Raw genomic sequence first — 16,133 nt, 5'->3', positions numbered from 1 at the left:
TAAAAGAGGTAGTCAATTATGATAGTTAATGAACATACATACTACGATGCAAGTTATGATGTAGTAGTCTTGGGCTTCGGTGGAGCCGGTGCGACCGCAGCTCGCTTTGCTGCTGATAGTGGTGCAAAAGTGCTGCTGGTTGATTCTGCTCCAGAAGGTCACGAAGGTGGTAATACAAGATATGCTGCTGAACTTGTAGGTTACAGTAGCAGCGAAGAGGATTATCGGTCCTACTATGAACATTTGGCACAACACTTTAATATTGACCCTGAAATAGAAGACACAGTTGTTCATGGCATTACACACATGAAAGAATATTTCAAAAAGTACCTGGATGTTGCTAATCCCGTTAGCTATAAAACCATTTTAGGATTGCCAGAAGACGCTGTAATAGCCGATCATCCTAATTTACCAGGAGCTAAAAGCTATGACATGATTACAATGGAGAAGGGTATTTTTAACGCTTCTTTGTGGAACATTCTACGGCAAAAAGTATTGGATCGCAGTGATAAGATAGATGTTTGGTATTCTGCACCTGTTAAGCATATTCTCCAGACTCCTGGTAGGAAAGTTGTGGGAGCCCAAATTGAACGTGACAATGTTTTATTAAATATTTATGCCAAAAATGGAGTGGTGTTAGCCACTGGTGGTATCGAAAATAATCCACAAATGATCCAAGACTATATTGGCTCACACAAGTTAGTACCTTTGGGTTCGCTTTATAATAAAGGTAAGGGCATTGACCTTGCTCACGAAGCAGGAGCAGATATGTGGCATATGTCAATGTATGCAGCTGGCGGAATGGAACAAGCTTTTGCCTTTTATGAACCCGGAATGAAGCGTGCTCCGTTTTATATGGGCAACCCTGTCTTCTTTACTGGCAGTATTTTTACAGTTGGCGATGATGGTACACGCTATTTTAAGGAAGATCAGGCAGCACGTGAAGGTTATGTAGAAAATAATGGCTCATGGTATAAACCGTTGAACCCAATTCACCCATACTTTGTATTTGATCAAAAGCAATATGACAAAATCAGTGAAATTGATACTTTTCCTGATAATAAAGCACTTAATTCGGTTATTAAAGCTGATACTGTTTCTGAATTGGCAGAAAAAATGGGAGTTGCTGTCGCTAAACTGCAAAGTACAATCGATGAATTTAACTTCTTTGCTGAAAAGAAGCATGATTATGCTTATCATCGTGATCCTGCAACATTAAGTGCGTTTTCAGAAAACGGCCCATATTATGCAATTCCATTAGTACAAACTATTGGCTGGTCCGAAGCTGGTCCTAGGAGAAATGCTAGAGCTGAAATTCTTGATCCTGAGCACAAGCCGATTCCTCATTTATATGGTGCCGGTGAACTCGGCAGTAACATGGCTAATCTGTATCAAGGAGGTTCTGATCTGGGCGATTGTTTGATTTTTGGTAAAATTGCCGGTCAAAATGCTGCTCACCCAAAAGATGATGTTGCTGAAGGCAACATATCTGCACCTAAGCCTGCAAAACCTGTGAAGCCACGACCACTTGATTCTGATATTAAAAAAGAAGAGTTTCCAACTGGACCTGAACAATATATCGGCAAATCTACTAAAGGAATGGGAGATGAAATAGTTGTCAGAGTAACAGCTGATAAGCAAAAGAACCTCAAAAAAGTTGAGGTGCTGAAACAAGCTGAATCTGATGATTATGGTCAAAAAGCAATTAACGAATTACCTCAAAAAATGGTCGATGAAAATAAGGTTGACGTAGATGCGGTTTCGGGCGCCTCTAATACTACTAGAGGATTAAAAGATGCTGTCAGGGATGCATTGAGCAAAATTAAATAAATGGTTGTTTGAAATTTAAATGGGTTTGAAAAAACCTGCTTCTCTTAGAACAATTAAAAGGCATTGAGTATCAAAATGATATGACCCCCAAATTTGTCCTAATTTTAGGGTTCACATCAAAACTCAGTGCCTTTTTCATACTTGTCCCAGTTGTTCTCTACCACATAAATTTCTTAAGATTATTTAAATCAGTTACCGTTAAGTAACCAATACCTTTTAGTCTTGTTTTATCAATTCTTAGCTGATAACGCTTATTACAGTCTATCCATGATTCCTTGTTAAGGCCAGACTTTTGCCAATCGGTAATTTTAGCATACTTTGCGCGAATGTGTTTTGATTTATTCTGATATTTACTGGTAATTTTAAATACATAATAAAATTCATCATCCTGCTCAATATATAAAACTGGCCGACTTTTTCCGTTTGGTACATCTTCGTATTCAAGGTATGTTATAAAAATATCGCCCAAATTCATTAACTGGTCTCCTTAATCTGCGAAAAAGTCAGCTATTTCTTCGGAGGTTTCGACCTTTTGTGCAGGAATTTTACGACTAGCTGCAATAATTTCATCTTTTAGATGGTCATAGTCATCAACTGAAAATGCTACGGGTAGTTTACCTTTGTCAGCAATCTGTGTAAGCATCATTGAAATCACATCATTAGGTTTAAGACCAATTTTTCTGATAACTAGCTCTGCAGTATCCGCTATTTGTTTGTCTATATTAACAGAGTATCTTTTAGTAACAATCTTAGTTGCCATAATTTGCCTCCCGAAATTATTTTATTACATAAATAATATCATAAAAATACCTAAAATAGCATATTTTAGGTACTTTTTGTAAATTTTAGTCTAAAATTGTCTTAAATAAAACCATATTTTAGCCGTATTTCGTATTAAAGCGAATTACGGCTTTTTTAGTGCTCTTGAATTTTTTGTTTCTTCTGAATCAAAAAAATATGCCACTTGGTTTCTTATAATTGCCACTTAGTTAAAAGTGCTAGATTTTACATTAAAATAAGCGTTTAATTAAATCATCAAGTGATGAAGGGCAGGTGAGAAGCGTGAAAATAAAAATAGAACTGAATCCGGATATGGAAGATGACGATACCAGTGTAACAATTCATGCTAAATCTGTGACGCCAGAAGTTGAACAGATATACCGACAGTTGCAAGGTATCAGTGAACATCCTGACCAAATAGAAGGCAAAAAAGATAATGTGTCCTATTACTTGAGCATGAATGAGATTTTATTTTTTGAAACAGAAGATAAACAGGTGATTGCACATACTGCCAAGGATGCCTTTACCGTAGACTACAAACTCTATGAACTAGAAAATTTGTTAAATAATCAGTTCATGCGGGTATCTAAGTCAACAATTTTAAATTTAAATCAAATTTATGCGTTAACACGTTCGATTTCTAACTGTAAGATTAATTTTCGCGATTCTTATAAAACTGTCTATGTTTCACGTCACTACTATCACAATTTGAATGATAGGTTAAACGAGAGAAGGTCATCATAATGAAAAAATTTAAACTTAGAGAAGTATTTTGGGGCATTGCTCTAGTAGCAGCTGCCGTATTCTTAGTCCTTAATCAGCTGCATCTGCTTTCATTTCATTTAAAAGTAAGCATGATTATTTGGACTATAATATTCGGAGCAGCACTGATCGAAAGCGTGGCTAATAAAAGTTTGTTTGGTACAACTTTTTCCATTGCCTTTTTATTAATTGTTTACGCTGAACCCTTGCATATTACCAAAATTGTACCGTGGACGGTCTTAGTGGCGGCGTTATTAATTTATTTAGGCTTAACGCTGATTTTTAAGAGAAGCTGGTTTCCCAGGATAGTCTATTTTAACCAGAAAAAAGACGGCAAATGGAAGAACTTTAGCAATAATCGCTCAAGAATTGATAATAACGTATTCAGTAGCGGTACTGGAAAAGTTGATGGAGAAGATATAGTAATCAATCAGCGCTTATCATCAGTTTCGCGCTACGTTCATTCACAAAATTTACGCAGTATAACAATTAATTCTTCTTTGGGTGAAGTTGAAGTCTACCTTGATCAGGCTAAAGCTGCAGGCGATGTAGTGACCGTTGACATTAGTGGCACTATGGGTGAGATTGAAATTTACGTTCCAACTTCATGGAAAGTCAACAGTGATAACTTAAACCTAGCTCTGGGAGAATTGGATATTAATGACGAATCTACCGGTGACGGTCCTACATTAATGCTAACTGGGCATTTCAGCATGGGTGATGTGGAAGTTAATTATATTTAACTTGGGGAAAATAAAATGGTTAATTTAAAACAATTACATGATTATGTCAAAGAAAATTATGAAGCCGGAAACTATAAAGATGCTGAAAAAGCATATAAAAAATGGCGTGATACCAATGATTATACCTATCATGCAGCAAAAACTGCTGTGAAAAAGAGTTCTCTCAGTGATTATCAAATGGGTTATGAACAAGCCAAAAAGGACTATGCAGAGAGTCATTCTTTCAAGGATTTTCCTAAAAAAGGTGTTAACTTAGTTAATCGTGTTACCCAGAATAAAGCAATTGAAATAGAACGCTACATTGACGGCTACAATGATGCCAAGGCCAAAATTTTACGGGCGAAAAAATAATAGCCCATAAAGGAGATTATTAATTATGTATGGCTCATTATTAGCCAATGTAAGTCCAGATAGAAAAATTAAGGAAGCTGTAGAACAATTTCCTCAACATACACAAGCCTATTATCTCGAAAATAAGCCAGTCGGGTTAATGACCTGTTGGCAAAATGCTTTTCACCCTTGTTCCTTAAATTTTGCGGGCTATCTTGCACCTAGATTAACCAGCGGTGAACAAATGCAGGTTTATGAGCAAATATTGACGGATTTAACGGCAAAAGCCCAAAAAAATCACCAAAACGCTTTAATTACTTATGATTATGCACCGCAATTACTCTTTAATGCCATTGGTCAAAAAAATGGTTTTAAGTTAATCAGAACTACTGTAGAACCCCAGATGCCCTTGAAAAGGGCACTGAAAAATATTCTAATTGCGACTGATTTACAGATGGTCACTCTACATGAAATAAAAAAAGATTCTGTAATAATGAATAGGCTGGCACAAGTGAGTTTCTCCGATTATCAAAAAAATCATTTAGCAAATCCGGTTGCAAAGATACCTCTTAGTGAGTGGAGCAAAACCATTTTCACTGATCAACTTGAACACGCTCCCTTAGCGCTAATTGCTGCTGGACAAATTAAGGCTTATTGCTTTTCTTTTGAGGATACCCCTCAAGAATTGACTTTAGGATGGATGGGTGCTGTTAAGCCTAATTTATTAGACCAATTGCAACAACAATTGCTAAATTGGGCACAAGCAAAATATCAAACTTTAAGTGGTGAATTTGACTCTACAGACCCATTAGCAACGCGGACTTACAGCAAGTATGCGTTTAATCTGTGTCCAGTTTATGAAACGTATTTAAAGGAACTGAACTAGAAATTTAAAAGACACCGTTATTCAAATAATGGCGTCTTTTTACTTATCTATAATTGATAGCGATAAAAATAATAGGGGATATTCCAACTTTGCGAATCAGCTGCAACTAAATCATCATTCATTAAGTATTTAGGCAATAATGCAATTGCCTGGCCTTTTTTGACTAGCTCTAAAATCATTTCCAGTGAATCAATTTCAGTGACACTGTTTTTATTCTGCGTTAATTTGAGAGTCAAGTTACGAAACGGACAATTTATGTCTGCGTTTATGGCAACCGGTACTCTTTTATTTTCCTGCTTTTTGCCTTTTAAAAAACAAGCTTGTAAATGACTTTTCTTGATTAACGAATATTGGGGTAAAGTGATCGGGGTAAAGGCCCAGACCATGTCATAGGGATGCTTAGTCAATAATTCTTGAATTTCATTAGTACTTTTAATGATGACTTCATATTGATCAAGTGCAAACTGTTTCTTTTGGGTAATAACATAGCCAAAAAGCAACTCAGAGATTAAAACTTTTGGTTTGTTACTGGTTAAATCGTCTTTTAAGTTTTGATAGTTTTGTAGTGCCTTAGTCGCAAAATGATACATTTTTTGCCCATTTTTAGTTGGTTTGACCCCTAAATTAGAACGCACAAAAAGTGGTGCTTTCAGTTCTCGCTCCAATGCTTTGAGCCTGGCCGTAATATTGGATTGAGTGTAGCCCAATTTCAATGCCGCTTTATTCAGTGATCTAGTTTCATAAATTGTTTGGTAAATATATAAATCGTTAAAATTCATAATACTCCATATCATTAAAAGTGATAACCCTATTATAATCTCGGATTATGCAAGGTGAATTAATTTTAATATACTAATTTTGTAATCTAAAGGGGGAACTTATTATGACTACAAAAATTGGTATTAATGGTTTTGGTCGCATTGGTCGGCTCGCTTTACGGCGAATTTATGAAGTGGCCAGTAACGACATTGAAATTGTCGCAATCAACGACTTAACCTCACCAGCTATGTTAGCACATTTATTAAAATATGATACTGCGCATGGTCAATTTAATCATGAAGTAACTGCTACAACTAATAGTATTGTAATTGATGGTAAAAATATTCCGGTTTATGCGGAAAAAGATGCTAGTCAAATTCCGTGGGTTAAAAACGACGGGGTTAAAATAGTACTTGAATGTACCGGATTTTACACTTCAACTGCAAAATCACAGGCTCACCTTGATGCCGGTGTTAAAAGAGTTTTAATTTCTGCTCCTGCAGGCAATATGAAGACAATTGTCTACAGTGTAAATGATGATCAATTAACTGACTCTGATCAAATTATTTCCGCAGGCTCATGTACCACCAATTGCTTGGCACCACTAGCTCAGGCAATGAACGATGAATTTGGCATTCAGGTGGGAATTATGTCTACAACGCATGCCTACACAGCTTCACAGATGTTACAGGATGGCCCTGATCGTGGTGGCAACGTCCGTAATGCTCGTGCCGCTGTTGCTAATGTTATTCCGCATTCAACTGGAGCAGCAAAAGCTATTGGACTAGTTATACCCGAATTGGATGGCAAACTTACGGGTATTGCACAAAGAGTTCCGGTTATTTCTGGTTCTATTACTGAACTAGCCGCTATTTTGGGAGAGAAAGTTACGGCTGAAGAATTTAACGCTAGAATTAAAAAGCATACCGAAGGCAATGCTTCTTTTGGCTATAATGACGACCAAATTGTCTCATCAGATATTATTGGCACTGAATTTGGTTCGGTATTTGATCCAACTCTGACTCAGGTTGAAACTGGTGATAATGGTGCACAATTAGTTAAAGGCTACGCCTGGTATGATAATGAGTCCGGCTTTGTAGCCCAAATGATTAGAACACTCCAAAAGATTGCCCAACTTGATTAATTTCAAAATTTTACTGCTATTTTAATAAATTAAAAACTGTATATCATCAATAAAAAAATGGTTCTGCCAAGTGCAGAATCATTTTTATTTCTTTAAAATATGCTAGTCATTTTTTATCCATGGCGCTGTGAGCATTTGACTGACAGTCTGCTTAATATCTTTACTTTGAGCAATCATTGAGATTACTGCAGCACCAGCTGTCTTAGTTTTAGCGATTGCCTTTAAATCGTTAACAGTTATCCCGCCAATAGCAACAATTGGCCGAGTGCTGCTTTTGACTAGTTGGCTTAAGCCGGCAATACCAATTTCGGGGTCGGCATCACTTTTAGATTGGGTGGCATAAATTGGACCACTGCCATAATAATCAATTCCGCTAATTTTATTGGCTTGTTCAACTTGCGTTAAATTCGAACAGGAATAGCCGATAATCATTTGCTCGCCAACTTCTTTAATGACCTGTCTGATTTCTTCATCACTTTGACCAACATGGACACCTTCGGCATGAACTTGTTGTGCGAGCTGAACATCATCGTCAATGAAGAAAGGCACGTGATACGTTTGACACAATTGATGCAGCTTTTGTGCCATGGGGAGTCTCTCAGCTTCACTTAAAGTTGAATTAGGTCCCTTGTCTCGAAATTGAAAAGCAGTAATACCTGCAGCAAGTGCTTCTGCGACTATGCCCGGTAATGTTTTACCTTCTGGAACGTCTTGACTGCCACAAATAAAGTAAGCATGTAAAAAATCAGTGTTAAAGTCTTTCATTATTTCTCCTAAATTACTGAGCCCAATGATTTAAAGGGCCGTGACCATGACCAACTTGAATAGTTTCTTTAATAGTTTTGGTAACGTACTTTTTAGCAATTTTAATTGCCACAGGTAAACTTTGACCTAAAGCCAGCTGAGCCGTAATTGCTGCAGCTAACGTGTCACCGGTGCCATGGGTGCGCTCGGTATGTATCCTGGAACTGCTGACCCAAAGATCAGAACCATCAGCAAATAAAGCATAATCTTTTACTTCTGCGCTACTTGCATGACCGCCTTTAATTAGCACATTTTTAACTCCCATATCTTGTAATTTATGAGCTAATTCTGGATATTGGCCTTGATCTTGTACCTTGATGCCAGTTAAAGTCTCCGCTTCTGGCAAGTTGGGTGTTATTAGATCGGCTAAAGGCAGCAATTCGTTTTTAACGGTAGCGACAGCATCTTGACTTAATAATGGTGCGCCCCCCTTAGCAATCATCACTGGATCTATGGTAATAGGACCAAAGTCATACTTTTGCAAATTAAGTGCAACTTGGTGAACGTGATCTGCATCGCCCAACATTCCTGTTTTACAAGCACGGATGTGGAAATCTTCTGCCAAAGAGGCGAATTGGGCATCGATCATTTCTAAAGGCAGTAAAAAAGATTTCTGGACGCCCAAAGTGTTTTGTGCTGTCACTGCTACTACTACAGCTGTACCAAATACTTTTTGCATTTGAAAAGTTTTTAAGTCAGCCATGATTCCAGCACCTCCACCTGAATCTGTGCCGGCAATAGTTAAAACCTGGGGAAAAGAATTAATTTTTTCAGTCATCATAAAGTTCCTTAATCAAAATCAGCAATTTGTTCAATATCTGCAACTTTTACTTTATACAGATAATCCATGAGATACATGCCAAAAGTAGCGGGCCCGACATTGGGATGATCTTTAACTACTAATTGACCAGCGCAACTGAAAACTAAAGCACCTATTTGAGCTGCTTCAAAAGGATCGTCAGCAACAGCTGTAAAAGCTGTGACAATACTGGTTAACATGTCACCAGAACCCACATGAGTTTTAAAAAGGGGTGAGCCGTTATGGATATGGGCTATTCTTTTACCGTCGCTTATTGTGTCTGTAGGCCCGCTCGCAATGACTGTGCAACGATATTTTTGAGCAGTTTTTGCAGTAATTTCATCAATATCACCAGAACCGGAGCCTGCATCAATCCCCTTTGAGCTCCAATCAAAGCCACCTAAGGCAGCTATCTCACCAATATTGCCCCGAATAATACTAGTATGAAAATCCCATAAAAGTTTATCTGTGATTTTATAACGGTACTCCACGGCGCCAACGGCAACAGGATCAAACACTATGGGTTTATTATATTGGCGCGCTAAATCTTCCACTTTTTTAATGTGGTTAATTTGCTGCTTGGTTAAGCAACCAATATTAACTGCCACAGCGGAAGCCATCCGCACAATTTCTTCAGCTTCAGCGACTTCATTACTCATAATTGGTGAAGCACCAATAGCATTAACAGCATTTGCCACATCTTGAACTGTTACAAAATTAGCAATATTGAAAATAACCGGGTTTTCTGCTCGCAATTTGTCTAATAATTTTAACTGCATTTTATTACTCCTAATTTAATATCCTTAAAATTTTTGACTAATAAAAAAACTTTGGCATATGGAAATGCCAAAGCTTAAGCAGTTTTGACACGTTCCTACGCAAGTATTAACTTACAGGTTCAAAGGGTCTGAAAAATTTTCATCTCAGCCAAAAAGGCACCCCTCGTGTTATCGCTTACAATTATAGCGTATTTTATTGCTTATTACAACGTTAGGTTGATAAAGACGCTATTTATTATAAGCTATAAGTGTTAGTATTTTAACTAATATTAAAAATGTGCTAGAAAACAAAAAATTATAGTGATTATAGTTAATATTTAATAAAATGTAATTAGTATTAATCAAAAGTTATTTTAACAAATAGTATTTAATTTGGAGGAGAATATTCATGAATTTTACGGATCGACTGCACGAAGCTGGGAAGGCATTATGGCATAAAAGTATGGTGCATCCATTTATTAAGGAATTGCAAAGTGGCGAACTCCCAATTGCAACTTTTAAATTTTATCTGTTGCAGGATCGTTATTATTTAAGAGAATTCAGCAAATTGCATGAATTGATTGCGGCAAAAACGGATAATCAGGAAGTAAAGGAATTTTTACTGGCAGGGGTGCAAGACTTGAAAGATGTCGAAATATCAGTGCGAGGCCATTTTTTTGAAGAATTAAAAATAACTGCGACTGAAATTTCTGCAACTCTGGTGGCTCCAACAGCTTATAACTACGTTAACCATATGCATATGACATTAAATCGATCTGGTGTTAAACCAGCGGTTGCAGCGCTTTTACCATGTTACTGGCTCTATCAGGAAATTGGCCAAAAAATGGCAGAAAAGGGCTCACCGGTTTCTTATTATCAGGAATGGATTGATACTTATGATGGCGAATGGTATGGCGCCAACGTAGCAAAAATGCTGCATTTAACCAACTCTTTGGCTGAAAGTGCGACTAATGAAGAACTTGAGCAAATGCAAACTGCGTTTGTGCGCAGCAGCTATTATGAATTGCAGTTTTGGCAGATGGCTTATGAAAAGCAAGATTGGAAGTAACTTCTGTAAAAAGCGCTTTTATTTTATTCTTACTTGTCTTTAGTCAATTTCATAATAAAATTTTGATATTGGACAATGTAATTATTGTTCAAAGTCCCAGGAAAGTGTGCAACTTGGAGAAAATAAGATATATTTATTTTATAATAATGTAGATTTACCTAGTACTGTTAATGGTGATTTAGGAATTTCTAAAATGTGGGTTACTAGTGGCAGCATATATTATGCACTAAAAGCAACTGATCTTAAACCTGTATTTCTAGTCTATAATTGGTCTGGAGAGCTAACAATGCACTACTATGCTAGTGGAAGCAAAAAAGCAAGAACCGTCAGTTATAGTGCTCGCGGTATAGGCCGATGCCAAACTTAGCCGCAATATTCTTATTCTTGCATTCGTAGATGACATGGCTATGCCACTTTAAGCGGCAAAATTGATGGCTTCATAGGAGATATAATGTTTCCGAGCACCGCCTTTTAAATGAGAATAATAAAAATGAATGATGAACAATTTTTTAAATTAAGAAAGATACTAGATTTTTTTAAAAAGCAAGCTCCGACAGCTATTATTGAAGAGAATGTAAATAGCGTTGAAAATCATAAGGCAGAATCTGCTGATGAGTATAATAGAGCAAAAAGATATCTTGGCGAAAATAATAACTCGTTTAAATCTTTTCATGTAAGTGTGGATTCAGCAAAAGATTTCCTGTGTTTATTGAATTTGCTGGGTGCAATACATGCAAATTTTAATATACGTTCAAAGCCTTTTATAATAGAAGGAGAAGAAAGCAGCAAGGCTCTAAAAAAAGAGAACGACTATTTTAACAATTGGATGGAGTGTTTTTCAAACTATGAATTTATGATAGTTAATTTCGATGAAACTGCTTTAGACCAGGATCAATATTACGGTTAATTTCATTAATTCATCAAAAAGGCAGTAACTGATATGACCCCAAATTTGTCCTAAATTTTGGGGTCATATAGCTTAAGCTGCCTTTTTTAGTTCAGTTATTTCGCATTGTTGAAATCATTATATTAAAAGCTAATATGCTATTATTCATCAATTTTTTTAATATAAACTAATTTTGCTTTTCTTAATATGCCACGATCTTTAAATAGAAAGCCATAATATCTATTATTAATTTTTCCGACATAATAAAGCGTATCATAAGATCCTTGATTATCAGTAGTTATTTTAACAGAAGCAATTTTTTTATTATGTAAGCATTTATATGTGTCTAAGTTATATGAATATTTTCTTTCGCCAGCACTAAGATATACGGTTTTTTCTAAAGAATTAATTCTATAATAATGTATAAAACCCATTCCAATGCCTATAAAGAGAAATGTTAAAATAAATACAGTTATAGTTTTTGTTATTTTTTCATTTTTGCTCATTTTTAATATGTTAGGAAGAGAGAAAAAATTATGAAAACAGAATTTAAAAAATATAAACAGTCATCTTTATTAATAGTAGCCTTAATTATATCACTTTTGGGGTTTCAAGAATTAATGCCGTTTTTGCATCAAATGATAATATGCCTGAGATGAATAATACATCGGCAGAGCCTTTTGAGCTTGTCGCAACATATAAAAAATATAGCAACAATTGACAACACAGTGGTTATTGAGGTCAAAGGTGACGATGTAACTCTCATTAAAATATATGGAAAATAAAGATATTCCTGAATTAGCCTACAACAAAAAATCATTCCTTTTGTAAATAATCAAATTCGAAAATTGCAATTTTGACCACTACACCCCAATTCAGCAATTTACAGCCTGCCAAAACTATTGGTAAAGATTGGAACGATGTGCTAGTTAATAGTAAAAAACAAGAAAATTCTACTAAGCGGAGATACAATTAAATAAAGACAAAACAGATAGTGTTGTGATTTCCAATAAGCAGGTAATACAATCCACAGGTATAGAACTTGAATAGCACTACTTTAAAATCTAATATCGCTTTTTACCATATATCACTATAAAAGTGATTAAATATGGTATAATATAAGTAAAGATATTGGAGGCTTTAAAATGAGTGCAACAATCGTTAAACTACTCAAAAGCAAAAATATAAGCGTCGCTAAAGTCGCTGAGGCCAGCAACGTCCCACTTAGTACTTTAAGAAACTCAATTGTTAAACCAATTGAGACCTGGTCAATTAGGGTCCTTAATGCCTTTGCAATCGCACTTAAAGAGAAGCCAGGAGATTTACTCAATATGCTAGAAACACAACCATATATTTTAGATATAAACGATGAAACGCAGACTATCCAAGGCGTTTTCATTGCTAATAAAGAAATTTACCAACAAATTAGAACTGTCGTGGAAGTCAACCACCTGGAAGGGTGGAATCCTACAGAATCAGATATCCAGGAATTGCTTGATGAAGCTATCCAGCCTGATCCAGTAGTAGCTGAGCGCTTTGAAGAAATTTGGGGCAAGGATAATGAGTGATTGGATTAGTGAAACCTTGTATTCAAATGGCGTCCTAAAAAATAAGCTCCATATCCATGACCCAAAGGAGTTAGAGAAAAAGGAATATGAGCTATCCGCTCGGAATGCTTTGTTCTTGTTGCAAAAAAAGCCCCAAATAAACGATATCGGAGACCTTAAGAAGGTACACCAATTCTTATTTGGTGAACTATACGATTGGGCCGGTAAATATCGCCCCGGCAATTTCAATAAAAACGGGTATGAGTTTTTTGATCATACCAGATTCGATTTTGCCGAAAAAGATATTAATAACATGCTGCACAAGCACCCCGCGAGAAAGCCTTTGGCTAACAAAGACTATGCTGAGCTGCTAGACGCAATTAATTTCATGCACCCGTTTAGAGAGGGCAACGGCCGTAGTTGCAAAGTTTTTCTTTCTGCATACGCGGCTAATCATGGCCAAGTAATTGACTATCCGCGAAGAAACAAAGAGATGATTGAAGCGCAAAATGAAGCTAATGTTGACAAAATTGCTAAACTAATTAAAGTCGAAAACACACCCAGCCGCAATCGAGCGTTCCAAGTACTACAAAGTGCTGGAAAGACACTTAGCCAAGCTGAACTTGCCCAAAAATACGCTGAACAACAGGAAAAAGAGCAGCAGGGGCTTGATCGTGAAGATAGCCTTGGATTAGATTAGAAAGCAGGATAAATCAATTGAAGTATGAAGACAAGTTCAGACTAGCGCCTGAAGAAAATAGACGCTTTGCCAAAACTAATTTAACCAAATTAGTCTTCACGAACTCACGCTTTGAAGGCCTGACTACCACTATGCCACAGACCCAGACAATCATTGATGGGTCTGGGTGTTGATGGCATTCCAATCGATGATATTAATATTATCGTTCAACTTAAGCGCGGTTGGCAGTTTGCCATCAACGAAAAAATGCCCCTAGACTTAAACTTCGAAAAGAAGCTTAATAAGATTGTTGCCCGCGATATGGCTGCCTTTCCAGGATATTTGCGTAATGGATCAGGCGGGGTGGAAACGTACCAAGGCGAGTTTGAACCGCCTATGATTGAAGAGGGCCAGGAACAGAAATATTTAAAGCAGCTGCTAGCCAGTGATAGTACTGTCACCGATAAGGCACTGACCCTGATGTATCACAATATGCGCCAGCAAATGTTCTACGATGGTAACAAGCGAACTGCTCCACCCTGATAGTTCTGCCAAAGATAATAGATTTCAATTTTATCTTGCTTAGACAATTTAGACATAAAAATATGACCTGCGAAATTGTCTTAATTCGGGGTCATATCATTTACTACGCCTAGTAGCATTTTTGTAATTAATTTGTTTTAGCTGCTATTCGCTCATCATGCCATTCAAGAATCATCTTTACTATGGCGTTAGCGACATTCAAGTTTTTTAACAATGGTCCGTGAGAATAGGTACCAATGAAATTGCGATAACGCAGGCCTTCAACGTGGTCTTGCGGGTTGTTGCCGTAGCCTTCAATCATTTCTCCTAAGGGATGCAGCTTATCCTGATCGTCAAAATAAGTTTGCCCGGAATGATTTTCAAAGGCCTTGACTTCGCCCCATTCACTCATGTAGCGGGTGTCGCCAATCATCCGCTTATCTGCCTTAAAAACGGTATGGAAAGGTAGAATATCTAACCCTTTGATTGTCACACCAGCATTAGTTTTGTAATAAGTACCAACGAGTTGGTAGCCACCGCAGACCCCTACCATAGGTTTGCCTGCGTTAATGTACTTGGTTAAAGTTTCCTTATGACGCGGTAAATCTTTGGCAATAACAGTTTGTTCGAAGTCCTGCCCACCGCCAAAAAAGACAAAGTCATAATCAAAAGCGTTAAATTGATCGCCAAGAGAAATATTATCAACTTGTGTATCATAGCCCTGTTTTTTTAGCAAAAACCTGATAATTTTAACGTCGCCAGAATCGCCATAGGTGTTCATCAGGTCTTCGTATAAATATGCAATCTTGATTATTTTGTTCGCCATTGTTTACCAACCCCTATTTTCTTGTTTAAAGTATATCTTAATAGTTAGAAGTGGGCAAAGAATAGTTATTTAAGATTTTGCTGCGCTGCAAAATGGTTAATTGGACCGTATTTAGAACCAACTGCAATTGGGTGGGCGATCGCTTCATAAGTAAAATCTTTTGCAGTCTGGACACTAGCAATAATTGATTGTCCCTTAGCTAATTCAGCAGCAATTACCGCAGATAAGGTGTCACCGGTGCCATTAATTCTGTCTGTATTAATAAACGGCTTGGTAAATTCGTGAAATTTTCCGTCTGCAGTGAGTAAAATATCTGTTACTTGCGACTGCGCAGAATCATCATGACGACCTTTCATTAAAACATTTTTGGCTCCCATATCCTGCAATTTTTTGGCTCCCTGATGAATTTCATCTTTGCTAGCTAAATTCAAACCGGTTAATTTTTTCTGTTCGTAAAAGTTAGGCGTAATAATGTCAGCCAGTGGCATTAACTGCTCAAGAAAAGCCTGGTAGGCATCGTCATCAAGCAAGGTATCACCGTGTTTGGTCATAATAACCGGATCGAGCACGATCTTACCCATATCATATTTGTGCAAATTAGCAGCAACGCAGGCAATTACATCCTTGTTAGCCAGCATACCAGTTTTAAGTGCGTCAATTTTAAAATCATCGTTTAGTACGTCAAATTGTTTTTGAATAAAAGAAATTGGCATAACTTCTTGTGCATATATACCAGTTGTATTACCAGCAACGGCAGCTGTTAAAAGCCCCATACCATATACTTGACGGGCATAAAATGAATGTAAGTCGGCAGTCATCCCCGCACTGCCATCGCTGTCATTTCCAGCTATTGTTAAAGCAATAATTTCTTTTTTCATTTTCATGTATCCTCTTTTTAACGTAAGCTCTATGTAACCAGTATAACTTAAAATAGGGATAATGTTATAATAATTTCTTGTAAAAGCAAGTCCGGGTAGTAAAATTAGTATAAACCGCTTTCTGTCGGAGA

Annotated in this window: 22 protein-coding genes and 1 riboswitch; of the genes, 13 read left to right on the top strand and 9 right to left on the bottom strand. The window is 36.8% G+C overall.

Features of this window, described 5'->3' with window-relative positions:
* The first annotated feature begins 18 nt into the window (after positions 1 to 18).
* Positions 19 to 1,830 carry an FAD-binding protein gene (locus DKL58_RS08885; RefSeq protein WP_109586873.1) on the top strand — a complete coding sequence of 604 codons (1,812 nt, stop codon included), beginning with the start codon at positions 19 to 21 and terminating at the stop codon, positions 1,828 to 1,830.
* Positions 1,831 to 1,987: 157 nt separating this feature from the next.
* Here DKL58_RS08885 and DKL58_RS08880 read toward each other — a convergent pair whose 3' ends face one another.
* On the bottom strand, positions 1,988 to 2,305 hold the full coding sequence (locus tag DKL58_RS08880; RefSeq protein ID WP_045928769.1) for a type II toxin-antitoxin system PemK/MazF family toxin: 318 nt from the start codon (positions 2,303 to 2,305) through the stop codon (positions 1,988 to 1,990).
* A 12-nt stretch (positions 2,306 to 2,317) separates the two neighbouring features.
* A complete protein-coding gene (locus tag DKL58_RS08875) occupies positions 2,318 to 2,590 on the bottom strand; it encodes a type II toxin-antitoxin system RelB/DinJ family antitoxin (protein ID WP_038524621.1) in 273 nt (90 codons plus the stop codon).
* A 302-nt stretch (positions 2,591 to 2,892) separates the two neighbouring features.
* Here DKL58_RS08875 and DKL58_RS08870 point away from each other — a divergent pair, with 302 nt between their 5' ends.
* From DKL58_RS08870 to DKL58_RS08855, 4 genes are read left to right on the top strand one after another with little or no spacing between them, the layout of a single operon-like run.
* Positions 2,893 to 3,354 carry a LytTR family DNA-binding domain-containing protein gene (locus DKL58_RS08870; RefSeq protein WP_045928768.1) on the top strand — a complete coding sequence of 154 codons (462 nt, stop codon included), beginning with the start codon at positions 2,893 to 2,895 and terminating at the stop codon, positions 3,352 to 3,354.
* Positions 3,354 to 4,115: a LiaF transmembrane domain-containing protein gene (locus tag DKL58_RS08865; protein WP_109586872.1), complete on the top strand. Its 762-nt coding sequence runs from the start codon at positions 3,354 to 3,356 to the stop codon at positions 4,113 to 4,115. The genes DKL58_RS08870 and DKL58_RS08865 overlap by 1 nt, the downstream gene beginning before the upstream one ends.
* Positions 4,116 to 4,130: 15 nt before the next feature.
* Positions 4,131 to 4,466 (top strand): hypothetical protein, encoded by a 336-nt coding sequence (locus DKL58_RS08860; RefSeq protein ID WP_109586871.1) that lies wholly within the window; start codon positions 4,131 to 4,133, stop codon positions 4,464 to 4,466.
* A 25-nt stretch (positions 4,467 to 4,491) separates the two neighbouring features.
* Positions 4,492 to 5,331 carry a hypothetical protein gene (locus tag DKL58_RS08855; RefSeq protein WP_109586870.1) on the top strand — a complete coding sequence of 280 codons (840 nt, stop codon included), beginning with the start codon at positions 4,492 to 4,494 and terminating at the stop codon, positions 5,329 to 5,331.
* A gap of 47 nt (positions 5,332 to 5,378) precedes the next feature.
* Here the strand turns inward: DKL58_RS08855 and DKL58_RS08850 are convergent, their stop codons facing one another.
* Complete coding sequence (locus DKL58_RS08850) at positions 5,379 to 6,110, bottom strand: LysR family transcriptional regulator (RefSeq protein ID WP_162542358.1); 732 nt, start codon at positions 6,108 to 6,110, stop codon at positions 5,379 to 5,381.
* 104 nt (positions 6,111 to 6,214) lie between these two features.
* Between DKL58_RS08850 and gap the strand changes: the two genes are divergently transcribed.
* A complete protein-coding gene (gap, locus tag DKL58_RS08845) occupies positions 6,215 to 7,234 on the top strand; it encodes a type I glyceraldehyde-3-phosphate dehydrogenase (protein ID WP_109586868.1) in 1,020 nt (339 codons plus the stop codon).
* 102 nt (positions 7,235 to 7,336) lie between these two features.
* Here the strand turns inward: gap and thiE are convergent, their stop codons facing one another.
* Genes thiE through thiM form a run of 3 tightly spaced genes read right to left on the bottom strand, consistent with a single transcriptional unit; the run spans position 7,337 to position 9,616 of the window.
* The gene (gene thiE / locus DKL58_RS08840; protein ID WP_109586867.1) at positions 7,337 to 7,999 is read right to left on the bottom strand and encodes a thiamine phosphate synthase; all 663 of its coding nucleotides are present in this window, start codon (positions 7,997 to 7,999) and stop codon (positions 7,337 to 7,339) included.
* A gap of 13 nt (positions 8,000 to 8,012) precedes the next feature.
* Complete coding sequence (gene thiD / locus DKL58_RS08835; protein WP_109586866.1) at positions 8,013 to 8,816, bottom strand: bifunctional hydroxymethylpyrimidine kinase/phosphomethylpyrimidine kinase; 804 nt, start codon at positions 8,814 to 8,816, stop codon at positions 8,013 to 8,015.
* Positions 8,817 to 8,827: 11 nt separating this feature from the next.
* Positions 8,828 to 9,616, bottom strand: coding sequence for a hydroxyethylthiazole kinase (gene thiM / locus DKL58_RS08830; protein ID WP_109586865.1), 789 nt, complete (start codon positions 9,614 to 9,616; stop codon positions 8,828 to 8,830).
* A gap of 75 nt (positions 9,617 to 9,691) precedes the next feature.
* Positions 9,692 to 9,790: riboswitch (TPP riboswitch) on the bottom strand.
* A 214-nt stretch (positions 9,791 to 10,004) separates the two neighbouring features.
* On the opposite strand from thiM, the gene tenA reads away from it, so the two are divergent.
* The 3 genes from tenA to DKL58_RS08815 all read left to right on the top strand — a co-directional run bounded on the left by tenA (position 10,005) and on the right by DKL58_RS08815 (position 11,571).
* A complete protein-coding gene (gene tenA, locus DKL58_RS08825) occupies positions 10,005 to 10,664 on the top strand; it encodes a thiaminase II (RefSeq protein ID WP_109586864.1) in 660 nt (219 codons plus the stop codon).
* A gap of 106 nt (positions 10,665 to 10,770) precedes the next feature.
* Entirely contained in the window at positions 10,771 to 11,031 is a 261-nt protein-coding gene (locus DKL58_RS08820; protein ID WP_109586863.1) for a hypothetical protein, read from the top strand.
* Positions 11,032 to 11,154: 123 nt separating this feature from the next.
* Positions 11,155 to 11,571: a hypothetical protein gene (locus DKL58_RS08815; RefSeq protein WP_162542357.1), complete on the top strand. Its 417-nt coding sequence runs from the start codon at positions 11,155 to 11,157 to the stop codon at positions 11,569 to 11,571.
* 140 nt (positions 11,572 to 11,711) lie between these two features.
* Here DKL58_RS08815 and DKL58_RS08810 read toward each other — a convergent pair whose 3' ends face one another.
* Positions 11,712 to 12,056: a hypothetical protein gene (locus DKL58_RS08810; protein WP_162542356.1), complete on the bottom strand. Its 345-nt coding sequence runs from the start codon at positions 12,054 to 12,056 to the stop codon at positions 11,712 to 11,714.
* A gap of 639 nt (positions 12,057 to 12,695) precedes the next feature.
* Between DKL58_RS08810 and DKL58_RS08805 the strand changes: the two genes are divergently transcribed.
* The 4 genes from DKL58_RS08805 to DKL58_RS09650 all read left to right on the top strand — a co-directional run bounded on the left by DKL58_RS08805 (position 12,696) and on the right by DKL58_RS09650 (position 14,319).
* Entirely contained in the window at positions 12,696 to 13,118 is a 423-nt protein-coding gene (locus DKL58_RS08805; protein WP_084600369.1) for a helix-turn-helix domain-containing protein, read from the top strand.
* Positions 13,111 to 13,797 carry a Fic/DOC family protein gene (locus DKL58_RS08800; RefSeq protein ID WP_109586860.1) on the top strand — a complete coding sequence of 229 codons (687 nt, stop codon included), beginning with the start codon at positions 13,111 to 13,113 and terminating at the stop codon, positions 13,795 to 13,797. Before DKL58_RS08805 ends, DKL58_RS08800 begins: the two co-directional genes overlap by 8 nt.
* Before the next feature lie 17 nt (positions 13,798 to 13,814).
* The gene (locus DKL58_RS09655) at positions 13,815 to 13,970 is read left to right on the top strand and encodes a hypothetical protein (protein ID WP_223902364.1); all 156 of its coding nucleotides are present in this window, start codon (positions 13,815 to 13,817) and stop codon (positions 13,968 to 13,970) included.
* 73 nt (positions 13,971 to 14,043) lie between these two features.
* Positions 14,044 to 14,319, top strand: a complete 276-nt coding sequence (locus tag DKL58_RS09650) for a Fic family protein (protein WP_239386382.1) — start codon at positions 14,044 to 14,046, stop codon at positions 14,317 to 14,319.
* A gap of 127 nt (positions 14,320 to 14,446) precedes the next feature.
* On the opposite strand, the gene DKL58_RS08790 is transcribed toward DKL58_RS09650, so the two are convergent.
* Both DKL58_RS08790 and thiD (DKL58_RS08785) read right to left on the bottom strand, forming a co-directional pair.
* Positions 14,447 to 15,124: a type 1 glutamine amidotransferase gene (locus DKL58_RS08790; protein ID WP_109586859.1), complete on the bottom strand. Its 678-nt coding sequence runs from the start codon at positions 15,122 to 15,124 to the stop codon at positions 14,447 to 14,449.
* A 65-nt stretch (positions 15,125 to 15,189) separates the two neighbouring features.
* A complete protein-coding gene (thiD, locus tag DKL58_RS08785) occupies positions 15,190 to 16,002 on the bottom strand; it encodes a bifunctional hydroxymethylpyrimidine kinase/phosphomethylpyrimidine kinase (protein WP_109587032.1) in 813 nt (270 codons plus the stop codon).
* Positions 16,003 to 16,133 lie beyond the last annotated feature (131 nt).

Source organism: Lactobacillus kullabergensis, from assembly GCF_003151025.1.
Taxonomy (GTDB): domain Bacteria; phylum Bacillota; class Bacilli; order Lactobacillales; family Lactobacillaceae; genus Lactobacillus; species Lactobacillus kullabergensis.
The sequence above is the reverse complement of the archived record's forward strand: the minus strand, read 5'-3'. Positions and strand labels throughout refer to the sequence as shown.